An 18172-nucleotide genomic window follows, 5' to 3' on the forward strand; every position below is an offset into this window, starting at 1 on the left:
TGGATTATTAATATGTGATTCATTAATACTGCACAATAATAAAGGGTTACAATCATTAGTTCTTTAGGATAATCTAATTGAATAATATAAGGTACCTGCTAAACCAAGTAATTTTTAGAATACAATAATTTTGATAGTTTTAAAGTGAATTACTTTTTATAATTAGATGTATAAATAAATTTACTTTTGATACGATGTGAGCAACTAGTAAGTATGGTTTTTCATACATACTGTATATTATTTTTTGACTCACCTCATATAAGATAACTTAAAGTAGGGGTATTGATTGTATGAATGAGAGATTACAAAAACACGCCGATACAAGTTATCAGCTGGCAGAGCAGAGGGCTGCTGATTATTTTCAATCACTTTATCACCAGGTTATGAATAGGACCTATGTTTCTGCCTTAACAAAGGATTTTCAATCATGGAAACAAAACCATATTCATCATCATCCAATCTTATCAATTTTTTCCCGCAAGAAGAAAAAAGTGGATTCTCAAGAATATTACAATTATTTAACTTGGCTGAATTACACTGGTAAATTAGATCCTTACCTAGATCGCAGTATTTCTTACCTATATATGCGTGATCTGGGCAAAGCGCTGGATTCACCCGAAACCCAGGTGAGCATTAGGCGTGCCGTTGATAATTTGAAAATTAGCTTGACTGGAAGCCGAAGAGATAGGTCAGATTCGTTTAGTATGGCGGGGTTGTACCGGTGGGCCCAGAGGGAAAGCATTGAATCGACGATGATTTGGGTTTTAGATAAATTAAAAACTGTCTCGATGAATATTCCAGAGGGAATGGATGCCAATCATGCACAGCGTAAGCTAATCAAAATCATAGCTGGAGTAATTATGCACGTGGTTGAAGAAATGGACGATCATGTATCACCAGAAGACCGGAAACAAAGACTCGACAAAGCTATTAGGCTTGGCTATTCCTATGGTCTGACCTATCCCTTTATTGACGATCTTCTTGATTCAAATGTTCTATCCGATGACGAAAAAAAGCAGTATTCCAACTTAATACGAACTACCCTTATTACTGGTGCTGTACCGGAATTGGGGGAATGGGCTGGGAAAAACGTAAACTTGATTCATTATATCCATGCAGAGTTGCGTGATGCTTATGAATATATTAAAAATGAGCAGCGTCCAGAAACATTGAAATCATTCTTTGAACAATCCTATGTGTTTTTTAACTCTCAAGAAGTGGACCGTGAAAAGAATTTATCCAAACCTGATTATACAAATGAAGAGCTCTTTATCCCGGTTATTTTAAAATCATCTTCTTCCCGTTTGATTGTCCGCTCTGTTATTAGTGCGCCTGAGGATGAGGGCTTTGACAACCGGACTTTTTATTATGGTATATACAATCAGCTCGCGGATGATTTTGCTGATATGGTTGATGATTTAAAGGACGGGGCAGTGACACCCTATACTTATTATTTGAAATATCATGAGCAGCGTCCTGATTTGATCAATCCCTTTGAATTATACTGGACGGTAATCGCCCATTTAATTCATAATGTCTATCACAATGATACTAAGACTTGTGAGGTAATACTAGATCGAGCCATAAACGGACTTAAACGATTTAAAGAACGTATCGGAGCGGAAAAATACAACGAAGTCATGCATCTTTTTTCTTCCGGACACCCAGATTTCAATCGAGTTATTCAGAAAATGGTCATGAAAGCAGATGATGTAGATTTCTTTGATAAACTGCTTCGGGACCATATCATTATGATCTTAAAAAGGGACAAACAGGAACAAGATGACTTTTTAAATCGGATGGAAACGGTTCGGAATCAAATTAATAATAGTTTAAAAATTCACCAGGGAGAAAAAATTCCTTTGATGGATGAGTCCATTACAGAAGCCTCCAATTATAGTCTTTTGGGTGATGGAAAGAGATTAAGGCCGATTGTCGCTTGGGAAATAGCAGTAAATGGGTATGGATTAAATCACTCGGCGATTATGCCCCTTTTAAAATCATTGGAATATATGCATACGGCATCCCTTATTTTCGATGACCTTCCCTCTCAGGATAATGCATCCATCCGTAGAGGAAGGCAGACCCTGCATGAGGTGTATAACACAGCGATTGCGGAATTAGCTGGTCTGTTTTTAACACAGAAAGCGATTGAGGAGCAAGCATCGTTGCTTGAATTTGATGCGAAAGCAGTGCTTAAGTTGATTCAGTATTCGGCCCGAATGACCGAGAATATGTGTAAGGGGCAAGCAATGGATTTAGCCTCAAAAGGAAAGCCGTTAACATTGGAACAATTAACGACCATGAGTTATTATAAAACAGGAATTGCATTTGAAGCTTCGATCATTATGCCAGCCATCCTTGCTCAGGCCAAGGAGTCCGAAATGGAGGCATTGAAGAAATTTGCCCGTTATGCCGGCATTGCTTTTCAGATTAAGGATGACCTGCTGGATGTAGAAGGGGATGATCGTAAACTCGGAAAAGCAATTGGTAAGGATAAAGAAAATAATAACTCTACCTTTGTATCAATTCTAGGTCAGGATGGTGCAAGAAAAGAGATGTGGGAGCATTACTGTCTAGCAATGGAGGCACTGGAAGAAGTGCCCCGTAATATTATTTTCTTGAAGCATTTATTAAATTATATGGTAAATCGTGAACATTAATAGACCGAACAGAAACTATCTGTATGATAGTTTTTTTCGTTTATTAAAAGAAATTTCTGTCAACAAAAGATATAATAAGACTATGTTTTTATTGCTAGCGTTCAACAAGGAGGTATGCTGCCCTGAAAACAAAAAATATATCGCTTCAGACAAAAATCTTTGGGCTGGCCCTATTACTGGGATTATTGTTAATCCTCCTGATGACCTCATTTTATAGCTATATGGAGAGTAAACAAATAGAGGAAAACAAGGGGAAGTTGGCACTTGAAATTTCAAAAACAGTCTCATTTATGCCGACGATTATTGAGGCGTTCCAGTCTAGTAATCCATCAAAAATTATTCAGCCCCTAGCAGAAAAAATCCGAAAAGAAACGGGTGCCGAATTTGTGGTGGTAGGAAACATGGATGGAACAAGGTACTCACATCCATTAAAATCGATGATCGGAAAAAAGATGAAGGGCGGAGACAATGATAAGGCTATTAAAAAAGGGCAATATTATGTTTCCAAAGCAAACGGTTCACTTGGTCCTTCGATTAGGGGGAAATCACCCATCTTAAACAAAAACGGAGAAGTGATTGGAGTCGTTTCGGTAGGCTTCCTGTTGGAAGACGTTCATCACCAAATCACAAAAAATATTACAAAGGTACTATTAGTCTCTATTTTTGCGTTATTGATTTCCTTCTTAGGCAGCATGCTGCTTGGAAGGGATATTCGAAAAGATACATTGGGTCTTGAACCATTTGAAATTGCCACACTTTATAAAGAAAAGAACGCGGTACTCCACGGAGTGAAAGAGGGAATATTAGCCGTTAATAGAGACGGATTTATTACTATGATGAATCAGCCCGCAAAAAGGCTTCTACACATTAATGGTTCTGTCCGCCATTTAAAAGTAGATGGACTTTTTTCGTCAGGGTATTTATATGAAGTTTTACATTCGGGAAGTCCAATCGTTGATAAAGAAGTGGTTTGGAAGGATAAAACAGTAATTGTCAATTGCACACCACTTTTTGACGAATCCGGAATAAGTGGTGTGGTTGCTTCTTTTCGTGATAAAACAGAAATTGAACAAATGGTAAACACGATATCAGAAGTAAAGAGTTATTCAGAAGACCTACGTGCTCAAACACACGAATACACGAACAAGTTGTATGTGTTATCAGGCTTGCTTCAACTCGGTGAGTTTGATCAGGCAATTGCAATGATTCAAGCGGAAACACAGGTATTACAGATTCAAAATACGATTTTATTTAACCAGATTAAAGATTCCAAAGTACAAGCTATTCTTTTAGGGAAATTAGGTAAAGCATCGGAAAAAAAGATTAACCTTGAGATTAATCCAGAAAGCTATTTAGAAGCTTTGCCAACCCATATAAATTTTTCTAGTCTAATTGTTATTATTGGTAATTTAATTGATAATGCCCTTGAAGCAGTCTCTGAGTCATACAATCCTACAGTGAAATTTTTCGCTACTGACATTGGCAGTGATATCATTTTTGAAGTTTCAGATAATGGCAAGGGAATCAGTGAGCGCGATATTCCTAATCTATTTAATCGGGGCTTTTCTTCTAAGAAAGGGGACATGCCGAGGGGATTTGGGCTATCAAATGCTGAAGAAGCTGTGATTGAAGTGAATGGGATGATTGAGGTCCAAAGTAACCCCGAAACCGGAACAGTCTTTACCGTGTATCTTCCTAAGCAATATGAGAGGAGACCAGAACATGCATGAGATAAAAGCAGTGATTGCGGAAGACGATTTTCGAGTTGCCGATATACATGAAAAATTTTTAAAAAGGTTTAAGGAAATAGATGTGGTTGGAAAAGCATTAAATGGTAATGAGACATTGAAATTGCTAAAAGAGAAAGAAATTGATTTGTTGCTCCTAGATGTGTATATGCTTGATATGCTAGGATCAGATTTGCTCTCAATTATAAGAGAACGTTTTCCAAAGGTAAGTATTATTATGATAACTGCTGCAACGGATAAGATTTTCATTGAAAAAGCATTAAGTTACGGTGTAGAGAGTTATTTAATTAAACCTGTCAATAGGGAAAGATTTGACGAAGTTATTTTGGAATATATAAAAAAATACTCACTACTTTCTTCTGAACAGGAAGTAAATCAGCAATATGTAGACCTTTTGTTTGGTAAAAATGTAATTGAAAATGTGGGAAAAGGCGGGTTTCCAAAAGGAATTGATGAGATCACGCTTGGAAAGGTGAAAAAAGTTCTTCTTAATAAAAATCAGGGCCTCTCTGCTGAAGAAGTGGGGAAAGAAATTGGGGCTTCTCGAATTACAGCCCGTCGTTATTTGGAGTATTTGTCTTCCAATAATGAAGCGAAGGCAGAAGTGGTTTATGGAATCGTCGGGAGGCCTGAAAGAAAGTATTATCCCATGTAGTGAAGATGCCAAAAGGCGTCTTCTTTTTATATTTATTAACCGTGAACAATATGTACAAAATGTAGTTTAAAGTACTTTAATAACTTTATTTTGTAAACGTTTCCAAACTAAAGTATTTAGATTATTATAAATTTACTAACAAAAGGGGTGAGAAGTTTGCTGGCAATTTTAGGATTTTTACTAATTATTATGTTTATGATTTTGATTATGACCAAACGTCTATCCGCAATGATTGCACTTATGGTGGTGCCTGTTGTCTTTGCCTTAATAGGGGGATTCGGCAAAGAACTGGGGCCAATGGCGCTTGAAGGGATTAAAAGCGTCGCACCAACAGGAATCATGATTCTTTTTGCAATTCTCTTTTTCGGAATTATGATTGATGCTGGAGTCTTTGATCCTATTATTTCAACAATCTTAAAACTTGTAAAAGGGGACCCTGTAAAAATAGCCATTGGAACAGCAGTCCTTGCATTATTAATTTCTCTTGATGGAGATGGAACTACTACATATATGATTACCATTTCAGCTATGCTTCCATTGTATAAACGGATTGGTATGAAACCATTAGTCCTCGCTGGAATTTCGGTCTCTGCTTCCGGTGTAATGAATCTCCTTCCATGGGGAGGGCCTACTGCAAGAGCCATGACTGCACTACATCTTGAAATGGGAGATATTTTTACTCCTGTAATACCAAGTATGATAGGTGGAGTGTTGTTTGTTTTATTTATGGCATTTTGGCTTGGCAGAAAAGAGCGCAAACGAATTGGGGTTTTAGAAATTGACTATAGTACAATGGCCATGATGGCAGCAACAACAGAGGATGCCTTCTTAAAACGTCCAAAGTTAATTGTTGTAAACTACCTGCTAACCATACTCCTTTTAGTGGCTCTTATTCAGGAATTACTGCCTAGTACAGTATTATTTATGGTTGGATTCGCGATTGCAATTACAATCAATTATCCAAATATACAGGAACAAAAAGAACGGATTATGCACTATGCAGATAATGCATTGTCGGTTGTATCAATGGTTTTTGCTGCCGGAATTTTCACAGGTATTCTTTCAGGGACAAAAATGGTGGATGCAATGGCAAATACGATGATCACTCATATTCCAGCGGAATTGGGCTCCCATTTTGCCCTTATTACTGCGATTATCAGTGCACCATTTACATTTTTTATGTCTAATGATGCATTTTATTACGGGGTACTTCCATTACTAGCGAAAGCTGCTAGCGGGTATGGGATTGATCCGGCAATGATTGGCCGCGCATCGCTCTTAGGGTTGCCAGTCCATTTACTTAGCCCTTTAGTTCCTTCAACCTACTTACTAGTAGGTATGGTTGGAGAAGATTTCGGAGATCTACAGCGCTCCTTTTTAAAATGGGCTTGCGGTTCGACAGCAGTGATGATTCTATTCGCACTGGTACTATCTATTATACCAATCTAATAATCTAGTTAAAATCCAGAAGCTCCTTGATTGGGGCTTTTGGTTTTTGTCTTTAAAAATAGGAGAGTCATATGGAAGTCTTTTTTCTAATTTTATTAAATGTGGTTTTACCAGTATTTCTTTTAATTGCATCAGGTGTATTGCTGCATCGGAAGTTTAAGTTTGATATGAGTACTTTATCCAAATTAAATACGTATTTTCTAATGCCTTCGGTAGGTTTTGTGAACATCTATCAAAATAATGTTGGCGGAGAAACGCTTGTACATATTATTGGTTTTTTAGTTATCCAATGTACATGTTTAATGATCATAAGTGCGGCGATATCAAAAACAGCAAAGTTTGATAACGGGCTATCATCTACTTTTAAAAATAGTATTGTGCTAAATAATGCCGGTAACTTTGGGCTGCCAGTAAGTCAGTTGGTCTTTCAACATAACCCATTAGGGGCATCCATTCAAATTGTTGTTATGATTTTTCAAAATTTGCTAACCTACACCTATGGGTTGTTTAATTCGGTTTCGGTCGACCAAAGAGGTTTTAAGGCATTGAAGGAATTTTTAAAAAACCCTGTGATTTATGCATTTTTATTAGGATTGATTCTGCACTCCTGCCATGTTAAAATCCCGTCTTTTATTTGGACACCTATCCATAATACGTCGAATGCGTTCTTGGCAGTCGCGTTAGTTACTCTTGGTGCACAAAGTGCTTATATAAAAATAAGTCTTTTTTCTCTACCGCTGTTTTTAAGTTTATTTGGCCGTTTAATTCTCTCTCCATTGATAGCGATGGTTATTATTACTACATTAAATTTAGACGGAACGACTGCACAGGCGTTGTTTATTGCCAGCTCTTTTCCTACCTCACGAAACAGTGCTCTTTTCGCGTTGGAGTATGGAAATTATCCAGAATATGCAGCACAGGTTGTTTTAATGTCAACTATACTTAGTATGATTACAGTAACAACGGTTGTTTACTTATCGACCATTTTATTCTAAAAAGACCGTTTAGCTAATTAAACGGTCTTTTTGCAGGCTTACTATACTGTCGCCTTTTGTACGGCTCTGGCTTCTTTTAAGAAAATAAATATAAAAACAACAAAGGTAATAAAAGCAACCATTGCATTATATAAAAATACTTCCCGCATTCCGACATATTCGCTGGCAATCCCGCCTGCCATGCTTCCTATTATTCTAGCTAAACCTAAACTAATTAATCCATTCATCGTTTGTCCTGAGGCCTTAAGTTCTTTAGGCACCTCCTGATTTATATAGATAGCAAGCGTAACGGATAATACGATAAAAATTAATCCATGCAGCATTTGAATCGGAAGGACGAGATACGGATTATGGACAAAATAACAGAACAGCCACCGCAGACCAGCGAAAAAGGCAGTACTTACTAAGACAACTGGAATACCAAATCGCTCAATGATTTTATGGCCGAAGAGTAAAAAAGGCACCTCACTGATGGATGAGAAAAGCATAGACCAGCCAAGCAAACTATTATCTGCGCCTAGCTGATTAAAATAAATCGGGAAAAAAGCATAATAATACCCAAGGGTAATCTGAACGATAAAATTTAATAATATAAACAACATGAGTTTTCGGTTTTTTAATAAAACTAGCAGAGAAACCTTGTTTTTACTAGACTGATGACCTTTTATTTTGGGCATTTGAGTGCAGATCACAAGGGTTAGCAGCATTACAACAGAGTAAACGATAAATATACTATTAATATTCTTTCTCGCCACTATCCCAAAAGCAACCGACATTAGTGCAAATCCTATCGTTCCTGCTAGACGAATTGGACCAAAATTCCATTTGGTCCGAGCAAGATGTTCTAAAGTAATTGCGTCATTTAAAGGATATATTGATGTTTGAAAAAAGGTGACAAGGCAAATGATAAGTAATAAATAAAGGTACTGATTGGATACCGGCAGTAACAATATGGAAACAGCACTTCCCAAAGCTAATAATTGAAGGACTCGGTTTTTACTTTCTGCCCGATCCCCAATGCTTCCCCACAGTGGCTGTGCCAGAATGGCAACCAATGGGCCGAAGCTTAATAGTGTAGCAATGGAGGTCTGACTTAAACCAATACTTTTTAAGTAGATAGGCATAAATGTACCGTAGACAGCATTGCCCATATAAGAAACTGCGTACAAACAAAGAAATAATAGGTAGATGCGAGTTGATTTTTCCCCCAAGAAGTTCACCTCAATAATTCAATAGGTCATTCAAGTAAACATACATAAACTTACCAGCTGGATAACCATTATTTTAAGTAGTGTTCGTTGTGAATTTTCTCCAGTAATTCTTGGCAGCCTTCGGAAACTAGCTGATATGTTTCTTCAAAATCCCCGGTATAATATGGGTCAGGCACATCCTTTTGGTGTTGTGTTAAATCTAGCAGACGGAGGATTTTGGGATGCTTTGGCTGTCCGGTTATTTCGAAGATGTTCCTTTTATTACTTTCATCCATACCCACTATATAATCGAACTTCTCAAAATCCTGCTTTGTTAATTGGCGTCCAACAAGACCATTTGCTGAAATGTTATATTTCTTCAAAATAGCAAGGGTTCCTTTATGGGGCGGAGAACCAATGTGCCACGAGCTTGTAGCGGCGGAATCAACTGTAATTTTGCCGGACAGATTTTCTTTTTCTACTAAGTCACGAAATAATGCTTCCGCCATTGGTGAGCGGCAAATGTTCCCTAGACACACAAATAAAACGTTAATCATATGATAAGCTCCTTTTATTTTCTTACGATACTCTTTAACCTATTATATATAGTAGTTAAAATAAAAGGAAAAGAGTTGCTTTTCACATTAATTATTGTCACTATTTATAATGTGGAAAAATTAATTATTAAAGGGACGTCACGATGGATAGAAAACATAAAGAACCATGGTTAGTTTTTGAATTTGCTAATTCAGAGGGCGATATAAATCCTCTCATATTTAAAAGGCCACTTAAAGTGATAGCGGCTTTTGCCATAAATGAGGTTTTGCTCTGTCTTAAACTTGTTCAGGAAGAAGTAAATAACGGTTACTATGCTGCTGGATTTTTATCGTACGAAAGTGCACCTGCTTTTGATGAAGCATTTATTACCAATAAGGAAAGTAAAATGCCATTACTATGGTTTGGGATTTTTGCTGAACCAGAATTCCAAAGCTTTAGCAGTACAGGATCTTATGCACTTACAGAGTGGGAACCTTCCGTTAGTGTAGAAGAATATAATCAATCAATCCAAGCGATAAAGGACGGAATCGAGAGGGGCGACACCTACCAAACTAACTATACCATCCGACTTCATAGCCATTTCGAGGGAGATGATTTTGCTTTTTTTGAGAAGTTGAAAAAGGCTCAGTCTTCCGATTATTGTGCTTATATCAATACCGGAGAGTATAGTATTTTATCAGCATCACCTGAATTGTTTTTCCGCCTGCAGGATGAAACCATTACCACTCGACCTATGAAAGGGACTATTAAACGGGGGAAATCCTTTGAAGAGGATGAGGCTAATGCCCGTTGGTTATATCTTTCTGAAAAAAACCGGGCCGAAAATGTCATGATTGTAGATATGCTTAGAAATGACTTATCCCTTGTGGCGGAATTTGGGACAGTTCAAGTTCCAAAGCTATATGAGATTGAGCCCTATCCAACTGTTTATCAAATGACTTCAACAATTACAGGAAGAGTCGCTGAAGATACTGAGCTTATCGATATCTTTAGGGCACTCTTTCCTTGTGCCTCCATTACCGGTGCACCAAAGGTCAGCACGATGAAAATTATTGCAGAATTGGAACCGGAGCCGCGTGAGGTATATTGTGGGGCAATCGGTTATATAACACCGAATAAAGAAGCGGTATTCAATGTACCAATTAGAACAGTCTTGATTGATCAGCAATCAGGTATAGCTACATATGGGGTTGGGGGAGGCATCACCTGGGATTCTACCTCTGAGGGGGAATATGACGAGGTTCTTGCAAAAGCAAGTTTACTTGAGGAAGATAGACCAGAGTTCGAGCTTCTCGAAAGCCTCCTATTGGAATATGGGAAGTATTTCTTGTTAAAAGAACACCTTGAGCGATTAAAAAAATCAGCCAAATACTTTGGATTTTCAGTTCATATTGAGTGTATCAAAAAGGAATTGGACGAATTTGCCGGCCAAAACAATGGGAAGCTAAAAGTAAGGCTCTTAGTAAATAAGAAAGGCGTAGTAACAATAGATGCGCAGTCTATATTAGCGCAGCCTACTCCAATAAAGGTTATTCTTGGCGGTAAACCGGTTGATAAAGATAATACGTTTCTTTATCACAAAACAACCCATCGGTCGATCTATACTGATTTTCAATTAACCAAGCCTTCAGATGTTTTTGATACCTTACTTTGGAATAAAGACGAAGAATTAACAGAATTTACGAATGGTAATCTTGTCTTAGAATTAGACGGGGAATTATGGACTCCACCTGTCAATAGCGGTTTGCTTGCTGGTACCTACCGGGAGATGTTAATAAAGGAAGGGATGATTCGTGAGAAAGTTTTAACGATTGCGGATTTACAGCAAGGCTCAAAGGTTTGGTTTATTAACAGTGTGCGTAAATGGTTAGAAGTGGAATTAGTAGAATGACTATAAGTAAGTCCATGTAAAAACTTCTACATGGACTACTTTTTATCGTTTAGGAAATTATAGACTTTTCGCTTGTGGATAACTGTTAATAAAAGGACTGTCGACGTCCAGCTCCAGCGCCTAGCCCCTCGTTGGTCTACAGCCACTCAGGGAATGAAGGCAAAGAACGCCTTCTTTCCCTGAGCGTCTTATGCTTGTCGGGGCTGTTCAAGGCGCTTGCGCTTTTGTTCTTATAAATAGCGCCAGCCGCCAGTATACGAAATATCTTCGGCATCTTCCGCAGCGATTGCTTCACAAACAAATCCCAATACTTCGGTGCCATCTTCGAGTTCAACCTTCCCAAGTCCTAGTGGAGAAGGGATTAATGTTGCAAAAGATCCAAGCTCTGACAATGGCATTTGCCATAACTCCAGTTCAATTGAAACTCCCGAACCATTTGTTCGGATTAAACCCGGTTTTGGAGGAAGAGAGGGTAACTTAACCATTTTGTATTTACCAGCTGTTTTGGCCTCTCGAACAAATACAGCGCCATGGTCCTTCATTTGTTTTTCCAGCGTATAGCCCCTCATGTGAAGCCCACAAACGGCAACTAGCGTAGTAGCTTTATTAACAGATGAACGCACACCATTTAAAAATAAATCTGATAGACCAGAAATTAAGTGTTCATTCACATTACTAGAGAACATCGAAATTCCAAACGGAAGATTTTCCGCAGCATCCTCACATGGTACCGTGATCGCACACAGGTCTAAAAGATTACAATGATTCGTGTAAAGTCCCATTTTGCTATTGGTCTCAATTGGATTTTCCCGTACTTGTTTTCTTGTCCAGGTACCGCCGGATGTTGGCATAATTAATACGGCATTCTTAAGTTGTTGATGCGCTTTTTGTTTAAAAGCTTGCAGTTTGTGAATCGCTTTAAAAACAGAAGCGGCATCGTAATCTGGATTCGCACCATTACGAAGCACGGTTTCTGTTACAGGAAAAACAGTCTTTTCGTTTAAATTAATGAAGGAGCCTAATTCCGCCCAGCGCTCCGCCACCCATGGGCCATCATATAAAATAGAAGCTGCCTCAGATAAATAACTTCCGTCGATGTATTCAATCGGAATGGAAAGGTGTTTTATTCGATCAACAGCTGACTCCCATGTTTGCTGATATTCCTCAGCAAAGGGTCCGAAAAATTCTGGTTCTTCTTTTAATAAAAGAATTTTTTCCGGAAGGGTGTTTGTTCGGCGTTCTATCTGGCGGGACCAAGGATCATTTTCCTCAAACCCTCGGACAACTTCATCCACCATTAATGCATCCGAAAGGCTGTTCGCAAAGACTGTAATGCAATCTAGACTTGCGCAAGCAGGAACCAGACCCTTTACCGGCCAGGCTCCAAGACTTGGCTTTAGGCCTACAAGTCTATTTAAGGCTGCTGGTACACGACCAGATCCTGCGGTATCTGTGCCTAGAGAAAACGCGGATAGACCACGGGCAACGGAAACTGCAGAACCAGAACTTGAGCCGCCGCTGATTAGGTCGGGGGAGAGCGCGTTTTTTGTTTCTCCGTAAGGGCTGCGTGTACCCACGAGTCCTGTTGCAAATTGATCGAGGTTTGTTTTACCAATTGGAATGGCTCCCGCTTCAATCAAACGATTCACTACTGTCGCATGCTCAGTTGGGGTGTAGGAATAGTCAGGGCAGCCGGCAGTGGTAGGAACATCAGCCAAATCAATATTATCTTTTATGGCGAAAGGGATTCCCCAGAGCGGCGTTTGCTCTGGGTCCATTTGATTTAATCTTTCAAGATAGGGCTGGATGATCTCCATCGAAGGAGGGATAATCCAAATATTAAACTCTTTATCTGATTCCGCACGCTTTACAATTTCCTTGCAAAGAGCTTCAGGCGTAAATTTTTTAGATTGATAGTTCTTCTTCAACTCATGAATGGACAGCGTTTGTGGCATGTTGATCGTTTGCATGGGCTGCACCTCGCATTTCTTTTGTAATAGAGACAATTAACTGGCCTGCATGAACTTCATCGCCAGCTGAAACATGAATAGAATGAATATATCCGTCACATGGAGCCAGCTGTGGAAATTCCATTTTCATACTCTCTTCTATTATTAATGTGTCACCTTTTTTCACTTCGTCACCTGGAGTGATAAGTACCTTCCATATGCTTCCCGGAAGGGCGGTGCGAACCCCTTCTGCTCCCTCTGGCAAAACTTCCTCAATCGCTTCAGCTACTTCATGTTCAGAAACGAATTCAGCAAGGCCGTTCTTGCGCCAATTTTCACGCTCCTCACGGAATGCGGCTTGCTGGGTTTCTCGGAATCTGTCCGTGCTTTCCTTAATTGAGTCTAGGAAAGTTAAATAATCGCCAAGCTTAAACGTTGTTTCGGTAATATCTACTTCAAAACGGCCGCGTAAAAAATCCTCTCGCATTTCCAGCAGTTCCTCTGCACTGACTGGATAAAATTGAATTTGGTCAAAGAAGCGAAGCAGCCATGGTTTGTTTACTTGGAAGCTTCTCGTTTCACGGAGGCGATTCCATACTTGGACAGTCCGTCCGACAAATTGATAACCTCCAGGGCCTTCCATTCCATATACGCACATATAGGCGCCGCCAATTCCAACTGCATTTTCCGGTGTCCATGTACGGGCAGGATTATATTTAGTCGTCACTAAACGGTGACGGGGATCAACTGGCGTAGCTACTGGAGCCCCGAGATAAACATCACCAAGACCGAGAACAAGGTAATTCGCATCAAAAACGATTCTCTTTACATCATCAATATCATTAAGACCATTTACGCGGCGGATAAATTCTAAATTGCTAGGGCACCAAGGTGCATCCGGCCGAACATTTTGTTGGTAACGATCGATCGCAAGTTTTGTTGCCGGGTCGTCCCATGAAAGCGGCAGACGAACAATACGTGATGGTACTTCCATTTCCTCTAATCGAGGCAGCTTATCATTGATGGATTCGATCATTTCACAAACGGATAAGATCGACATTTTGGTTGAATCAAAATGAACCTGAAGGGAACGAATTCCTGGTGTCAAATCTAAAACCGGAATTGCTCTTTCCGTTTCAATAGCTTCCATTAATGCATGGATCTGAAAACGAAGTAGAAGATCAAGCTCTAAATCACCATATTCTATTAGAATGTTTTCATCTCCAGCAGCCCGAATGGTCATTGGGAAATTACCATCTGTGTTTCTTTTAAGAATTGGGTAGTCTGTTGAAAACTGTTTAACCTCACCAGGCAAGGAAGGAACTGCAGAAACTATTTGATCATTTGTGCCGACTGCTTCCAGGAATTGTTCCTGCTGTTTACGAAGTTTATCTGCTTCTTCAAGAGTTAGTAACCGGAACTTGATACGGTCCCCCGCATGAAGCTGGCCAATCTTCCAGAATTCAGCTGATGCTGTTGTGACAGGACATACAAAACCACCCAAACTAGGGCCATCAGGTCCAAGTAAAATCGGCATATCACCAGTTAAATCCAGTGTTCCAATCGCATAAGCATTATCGTGTATATTCGATGGATGGAGACCTGCTTCTCCTCCATCTTCTCGTGCCCAAAGCGGGGCAGGGCCAATTAAGCGGACACCGGTCCGTGAACTATTAAAATGAACTTCCCAGCTTGTATTCGTTAACTGATCTAGGTAATCAGGCAGTAAGAATTCCTCGGTACAATGTGGACCAGGGATGACGCCAATGGTCCAGTTTCGTTCAATAGTAGGTTGTTTTACGGGAGGAAGCTCACTTACTGCAAGAGTCCTACTTTTATTTACACGTAATACATCTCCGGTGCGAAGTGCCCGGCCGCCATGACCACCAAATCCACCTAGTGTGAATGTTGATGCACTGCCGAGATGAAGCGGCATATCCAATCCGCCTGCTACTACTAAATAGGTTCGCATGCCGGATGCCGCTTCACCAAAGGACAGCACTTGGCCGCGTTTAACAGTTAGAACCTGATACATTGGAACTTCATTTTCATCGAGCTTAGCACTCATATCAGCACCAGTAAGAGCAATCATCATATCACTGCGGAAGCGATAGGATCCGCCACGAAGTGTTAATTCAAGGCCAGCGGCATGATCTTCATTCCCAAGTAATTTATTCCCTATCCTAAAAGAGAACGGGTCCATTGGTCCGCAAGGCGGAACGCCTACATCCCAATGCCCGACACGGCCAGGCCAATCCTGAACAGTTGTCTGAATACCACCATCAAGGACTTCTATCGCACGTTCATCAGGGAAGAAATCCTTTAACATTTGCGTATGGACATTGCCAATTCGGCAATCCTCTTCTTCTAAAAGCGTCTGTATATATTGAAGGTTAGTAGTCACTCCATAAAGGCGAGTTTGTTCAAGGGCTAAGTTTAATTGCTTAATCGCTTCTTCCCGGGATTCTGCGTGAACAATGATTTTCGCAAGCATTGGATCGTAAAGGGGAGTGACAACCAGACCATCACGAACCCAAGTTTCAACTCGGGCATTGTCGGAAAAATGAACCTTGTCAAGCTGCCCGCCGCTTGGACGAAAATCATTTAAGCAGTCTTCAGCATAGATACGAGCTTGGATACTGTGTCCATTCGGAGCGGTATACAGTGAATCTAATGAGCGTAATTCACCGGCTGCTTCCCGAACCATCCATTCAACTAAATCAATTTTCAACACTTCCTCGGTGACACCGTGTTCTACTTGAAGCCGTGTATTTACTTCAAGAAAGTAAAAACGCTTTTCATCTGGATCATATAAAAATTCGACCGTACCTGCACTGCGGTATCCCACTTCCATGGCTAACCGTTTCGCTGAAGCGAGCATATCTTCTCTTACGGAAGAAGGGAGACAAGGAGCCGGGCTTTCCTCGACAACTTTTTGATTGCGGCGTTGGATTGAGCAATCACGTTCACCGAGCGCTGCGACTTCACCAAACTCGTTTCCAAAAATCTGAACCTCTACATGACGGGCTTTTTGAATGTATTTTTCTAAAAAGACACCGCCGTTATTAAAGTTTGCTTTGGCCAGTCTGCAGACAGAATCGAATGCCTCGCGGAGGGATATGGAATCCAGGCAAACTCGCATGCCAATCCCGCCACCGCCCGCAGTACTTTTTAACATAACAGGATAACCAATCCGTTCTGCCTCTGTTAAGGCAGTAGTTAAATCGGTGATAAGTGATGTACCAGGAAGGAGGGGAACACTCGCATTGTCTGCAATTAATCGTGCAGAGTGTTTTAATCCAAATAACTTCATTTGTTCAGGTGTGGGTCCAATAAAGGTAATCCCTTTTTCACGGCAGGCACGTGCGAAATCTGCATTTTCACTTAAAAATCCATATCCGGGGTGAATGGCATCTACATGGTTGTCTAAAGCCACTTTCAAAATAAGGTCCGCATTTAAGTAGCTGTCTTTAGCAGCCCCTTCGCCAATCAAAATAGCTTGGTCTGCAAGGTCCACATGCAGGCTGTCTTGATCGGCTTTCGTATAGACTGCGACAGATTGGATGCCCATTTTTCGCAATGTTCTTTCAATTCGAACGGCAATAGCACCGCGGTTGGCAATTAATATTCTTTTAAACATGATGAGCACTCCTTTAGTTGTTATTTATCCCAAATCAATACTTGGATAGGTGTAGGGTTATAAGCGTTACAAGGGTTGTTAAGCTGCGGGCAGTTACTGATTAAGACGAGCGTTCTACTGATTGCTTGCAGTTCAACATATTTTCCTGGTGCTGAGACACCATCTTCAAAAGTCAATCCCCCCTCTGGAGTAAGAGGGACGTTCATGAAAAAATTTATATTTGGAGCCAGATCCCGTTTAGTAAAGCGACTGTCGTGTTTAGCTAACTGGAGCATAAAAGTATCTCGGCAATTGTGCATTGGCAAAGTATCGTGTGAATACCTAACCGTATTGCTTTGGGCAGAACAAGCACCGCCAAGTGTATCGTGACGTCCACATGTATCCGCAACAATTTTTACAAGCTCTTTTCCAGATTCGGATAATAAAACGGAACCTGTTGATAAATAAACATTTCCTTGGCACTGAATGGTGTTGATCGCACTGTAATGATCTGATGGCTGGTCAGCATCGTAAAACAGGGTATCTGCCGCTTGATTTCCTTCTAAGTCAACGATTCGAAGGACTTGGCCTGGTTCAAGTGTGTAAATCCATCCTTCTCCAGCTGGAATGGTTTTGTTGTAAAAGCTAGTTTCCATTTTCCTTTCACTGATTGCATGATTTAAAACAGCCATTAGCGGATTCCTCCTTTGGATAATAGAACGTATTCCCAGGTATTTTCGAAAGCACGTCGGTTTTCAGGTCGATGGTTGAAGCAGGTATCATTTTCTGGCATTGGTTCAGCTTCAGTAATCGTGAATTGAACTGGTACTGATGGGTATGAACGATTTGGGTTCAGTGGATTTGGTGTATTGGATAGCACCAAAATCACATCCATTTCTATTCGAAGCGTGACCGTGTCACCTTTTTTGCAGTTCTCTGAAACATAATGTAGATCACCTTCATCATCGCAATAAACTTTGGAAAACAGATTAACGACAGTGGAGAGATCTCTAGAGGTTAAGCCATTTCGGAAAAGCTCAACCTTAAAGTTTTCTTCGCCGCTTCGGTAATAATCATTTCGTTCGTTTTGATAAGTAGTGATTCCATATTTTTGATTGGTCAATGATCGAGTCGTATAACCTGTAATGGTATCGTGCCAGCCGACCGAGTCTTCAATGATGCTCGCTAGTACCCGGCCATTGTCACTCATAAGGACATTCCCTTTCGTGAGATGGGCAGTGTGCTGAGCTTTCAATGTATCCGGCATATTGTAACGTTCGGCAGGATCATTAGCGTTGTATAAAAGCAGGGAAACATTTGCACCGTCCTCAAGTGCAGTGAAAGTGATTTGCTTTCCCCAACTGATATGCCCTGACCATTTTCCGCCTGCTGGGATGATTTTTGAAATAACGGGTGATATGCTGTTCATGTCATTTTCCTCCTTTGAATAATAAA

General features: G+C 40.1%; 12 protein-coding genes. 6 read left to right on the forward strand and 6 right to left on the reverse strand.

Going from position 1 to position 18172, the window contains the following annotated elements; genetic code table 11:
* The first annotated feature begins 290 nt into the window (after positions 1 to 290).
* From AAHB15_RS04785 to AAHB15_RS04805, 5 genes are all read left to right on the forward strand, one after another.
* A complete protein-coding gene (locus tag AAHB15_RS04785; protein WP_335574089.1) occupies positions 291 to 2663 on the forward strand; it encodes a polyprenyl synthetase family protein in 2373 nt (790 codons plus the stop codon).
* 122 nt (positions 2664 to 2785) lie between these two features.
* Positions 2786 to 4393, forward strand: a complete 1608-nt coding sequence (locus tag AAHB15_RS04790) for a sensor histidine kinase (protein ID WP_342041889.1) — start codon at positions 2786 to 2788, stop codon at positions 4391 to 4393.
* The gene (locus AAHB15_RS04795; RefSeq protein WP_342041855.1) at positions 4386 to 5066 is read left to right on the forward strand and encodes a response regulator; all 681 of its coding nucleotides are present in this window, start codon (positions 4386 to 4388) and stop codon (positions 5064 to 5066) included. Before AAHB15_RS04790 ends, AAHB15_RS04795 begins: the two co-directional genes overlap by 8 nt.
* Before the next feature lie 156 nt (positions 5067 to 5222).
* Positions 5223 to 6515, forward strand: a complete 1293-nt coding sequence (locus tag AAHB15_RS04800) for a CitMHS family transporter (RefSeq protein ID WP_342041856.1) — start codon at positions 5223 to 5225, stop codon at positions 6513 to 6515.
* A gap of 71 nt (positions 6516 to 6586) precedes the next feature.
* Positions 6587 to 7510 carry an AEC family transporter gene (locus AAHB15_RS04805; protein ID WP_342041857.1) on the forward strand — a complete coding sequence of 308 codons (924 nt, stop codon included), beginning with the start codon at positions 6587 to 6589 and terminating at the stop codon, positions 7508 to 7510.
* Positions 7511 to 7551: 41 nt separating this feature from the next.
* Here the strand turns inward: AAHB15_RS04805 and AAHB15_RS04810 are convergent, their stop codons facing one another.
* Both AAHB15_RS04810 and AAHB15_RS04815 read right to left on the reverse strand, forming a co-directional pair.
* On the reverse strand, positions 7552 to 8721 hold the full coding sequence (locus AAHB15_RS04810) for an MFS transporter (protein WP_342041858.1): 1170 nt from the start codon (positions 8719 to 8721) through the stop codon (positions 7552 to 7554).
* Between the two features lie 68 nt (positions 8722 to 8789).
* A complete protein-coding gene (locus AAHB15_RS04815) occupies positions 8790 to 9257 on the reverse strand; it encodes a low molecular weight protein-tyrosine-phosphatase (protein WP_335574085.1) in 468 nt (155 codons plus the stop codon).
* 143 nt (positions 9258 to 9400) lie between these two features.
* Here AAHB15_RS04815 and pabB point away from each other — a divergent pair, with 143 nt between their 5' ends.
* Positions 9401 to 11149, forward strand: coding sequence for an aminodeoxychorismate synthase component I (gene pabB, locus AAHB15_RS04820; protein ID WP_342041859.1), 1749 nt, complete (start codon positions 9401 to 9403; stop codon positions 11147 to 11149).
* Between the two features lie 230 nt (positions 11150 to 11379).
* Here the strand turns inward: pabB and atzF are convergent, their stop codons facing one another.
* Genes atzF through AAHB15_RS04840 form a run of 4 tightly spaced genes read right to left on the reverse strand, consistent with a single transcriptional unit; the run spans position 11380 to position 18146 of the window.
* Positions 11380 to 13119, reverse strand: a complete 1740-nt coding sequence (gene atzF / locus AAHB15_RS04825) for an allophanate hydrolase (RefSeq protein WP_342041860.1) — start codon at positions 13117 to 13119, stop codon at positions 11380 to 11382.
* The gene (uca, locus tag AAHB15_RS04830) at positions 13079 to 16738 is read right to left on the reverse strand and encodes an urea carboxylase (RefSeq protein WP_335574082.1); all 3660 of its coding nucleotides are present in this window, start codon (positions 16736 to 16738) and stop codon (positions 13079 to 13081) included. The genes atzF and uca overlap by 41 nt, the downstream gene beginning before the upstream one ends.
* Before the next feature lie 20 nt (positions 16739 to 16758).
* Positions 16759 to 17409 carry an urea amidolyase associated protein UAAP2 gene (locus AAHB15_RS04835; RefSeq protein ID WP_335574081.1) on the reverse strand — a complete coding sequence of 217 codons (651 nt, stop codon included), beginning with the start codon at positions 17407 to 17409 and terminating at the stop codon, positions 16759 to 16761.
* Positions 17409 to 18146 carry an urea amidolyase associated protein UAAP1 gene (locus AAHB15_RS04840; RefSeq protein ID WP_342041861.1) on the reverse strand — a complete coding sequence of 246 codons (738 nt, stop codon included), beginning with the start codon at positions 18144 to 18146 and terminating at the stop codon, positions 17409 to 17411. Before AAHB15_RS04840 ends, AAHB15_RS04835 begins: the two co-directional genes overlap by 1 nt.
* Positions 18147 to 18172 lie beyond the last annotated feature (26 nt).

Origin of the sequence: Bacillus sp. OTU2372, assembly GCF_038440275.1 — a bacterium.
Classification (GTDB): domain Bacteria; phylum Bacillota; class Bacilli; order Bacillales; family Cytobacillaceae; genus Neobacillus; species Neobacillus bataviensis_B.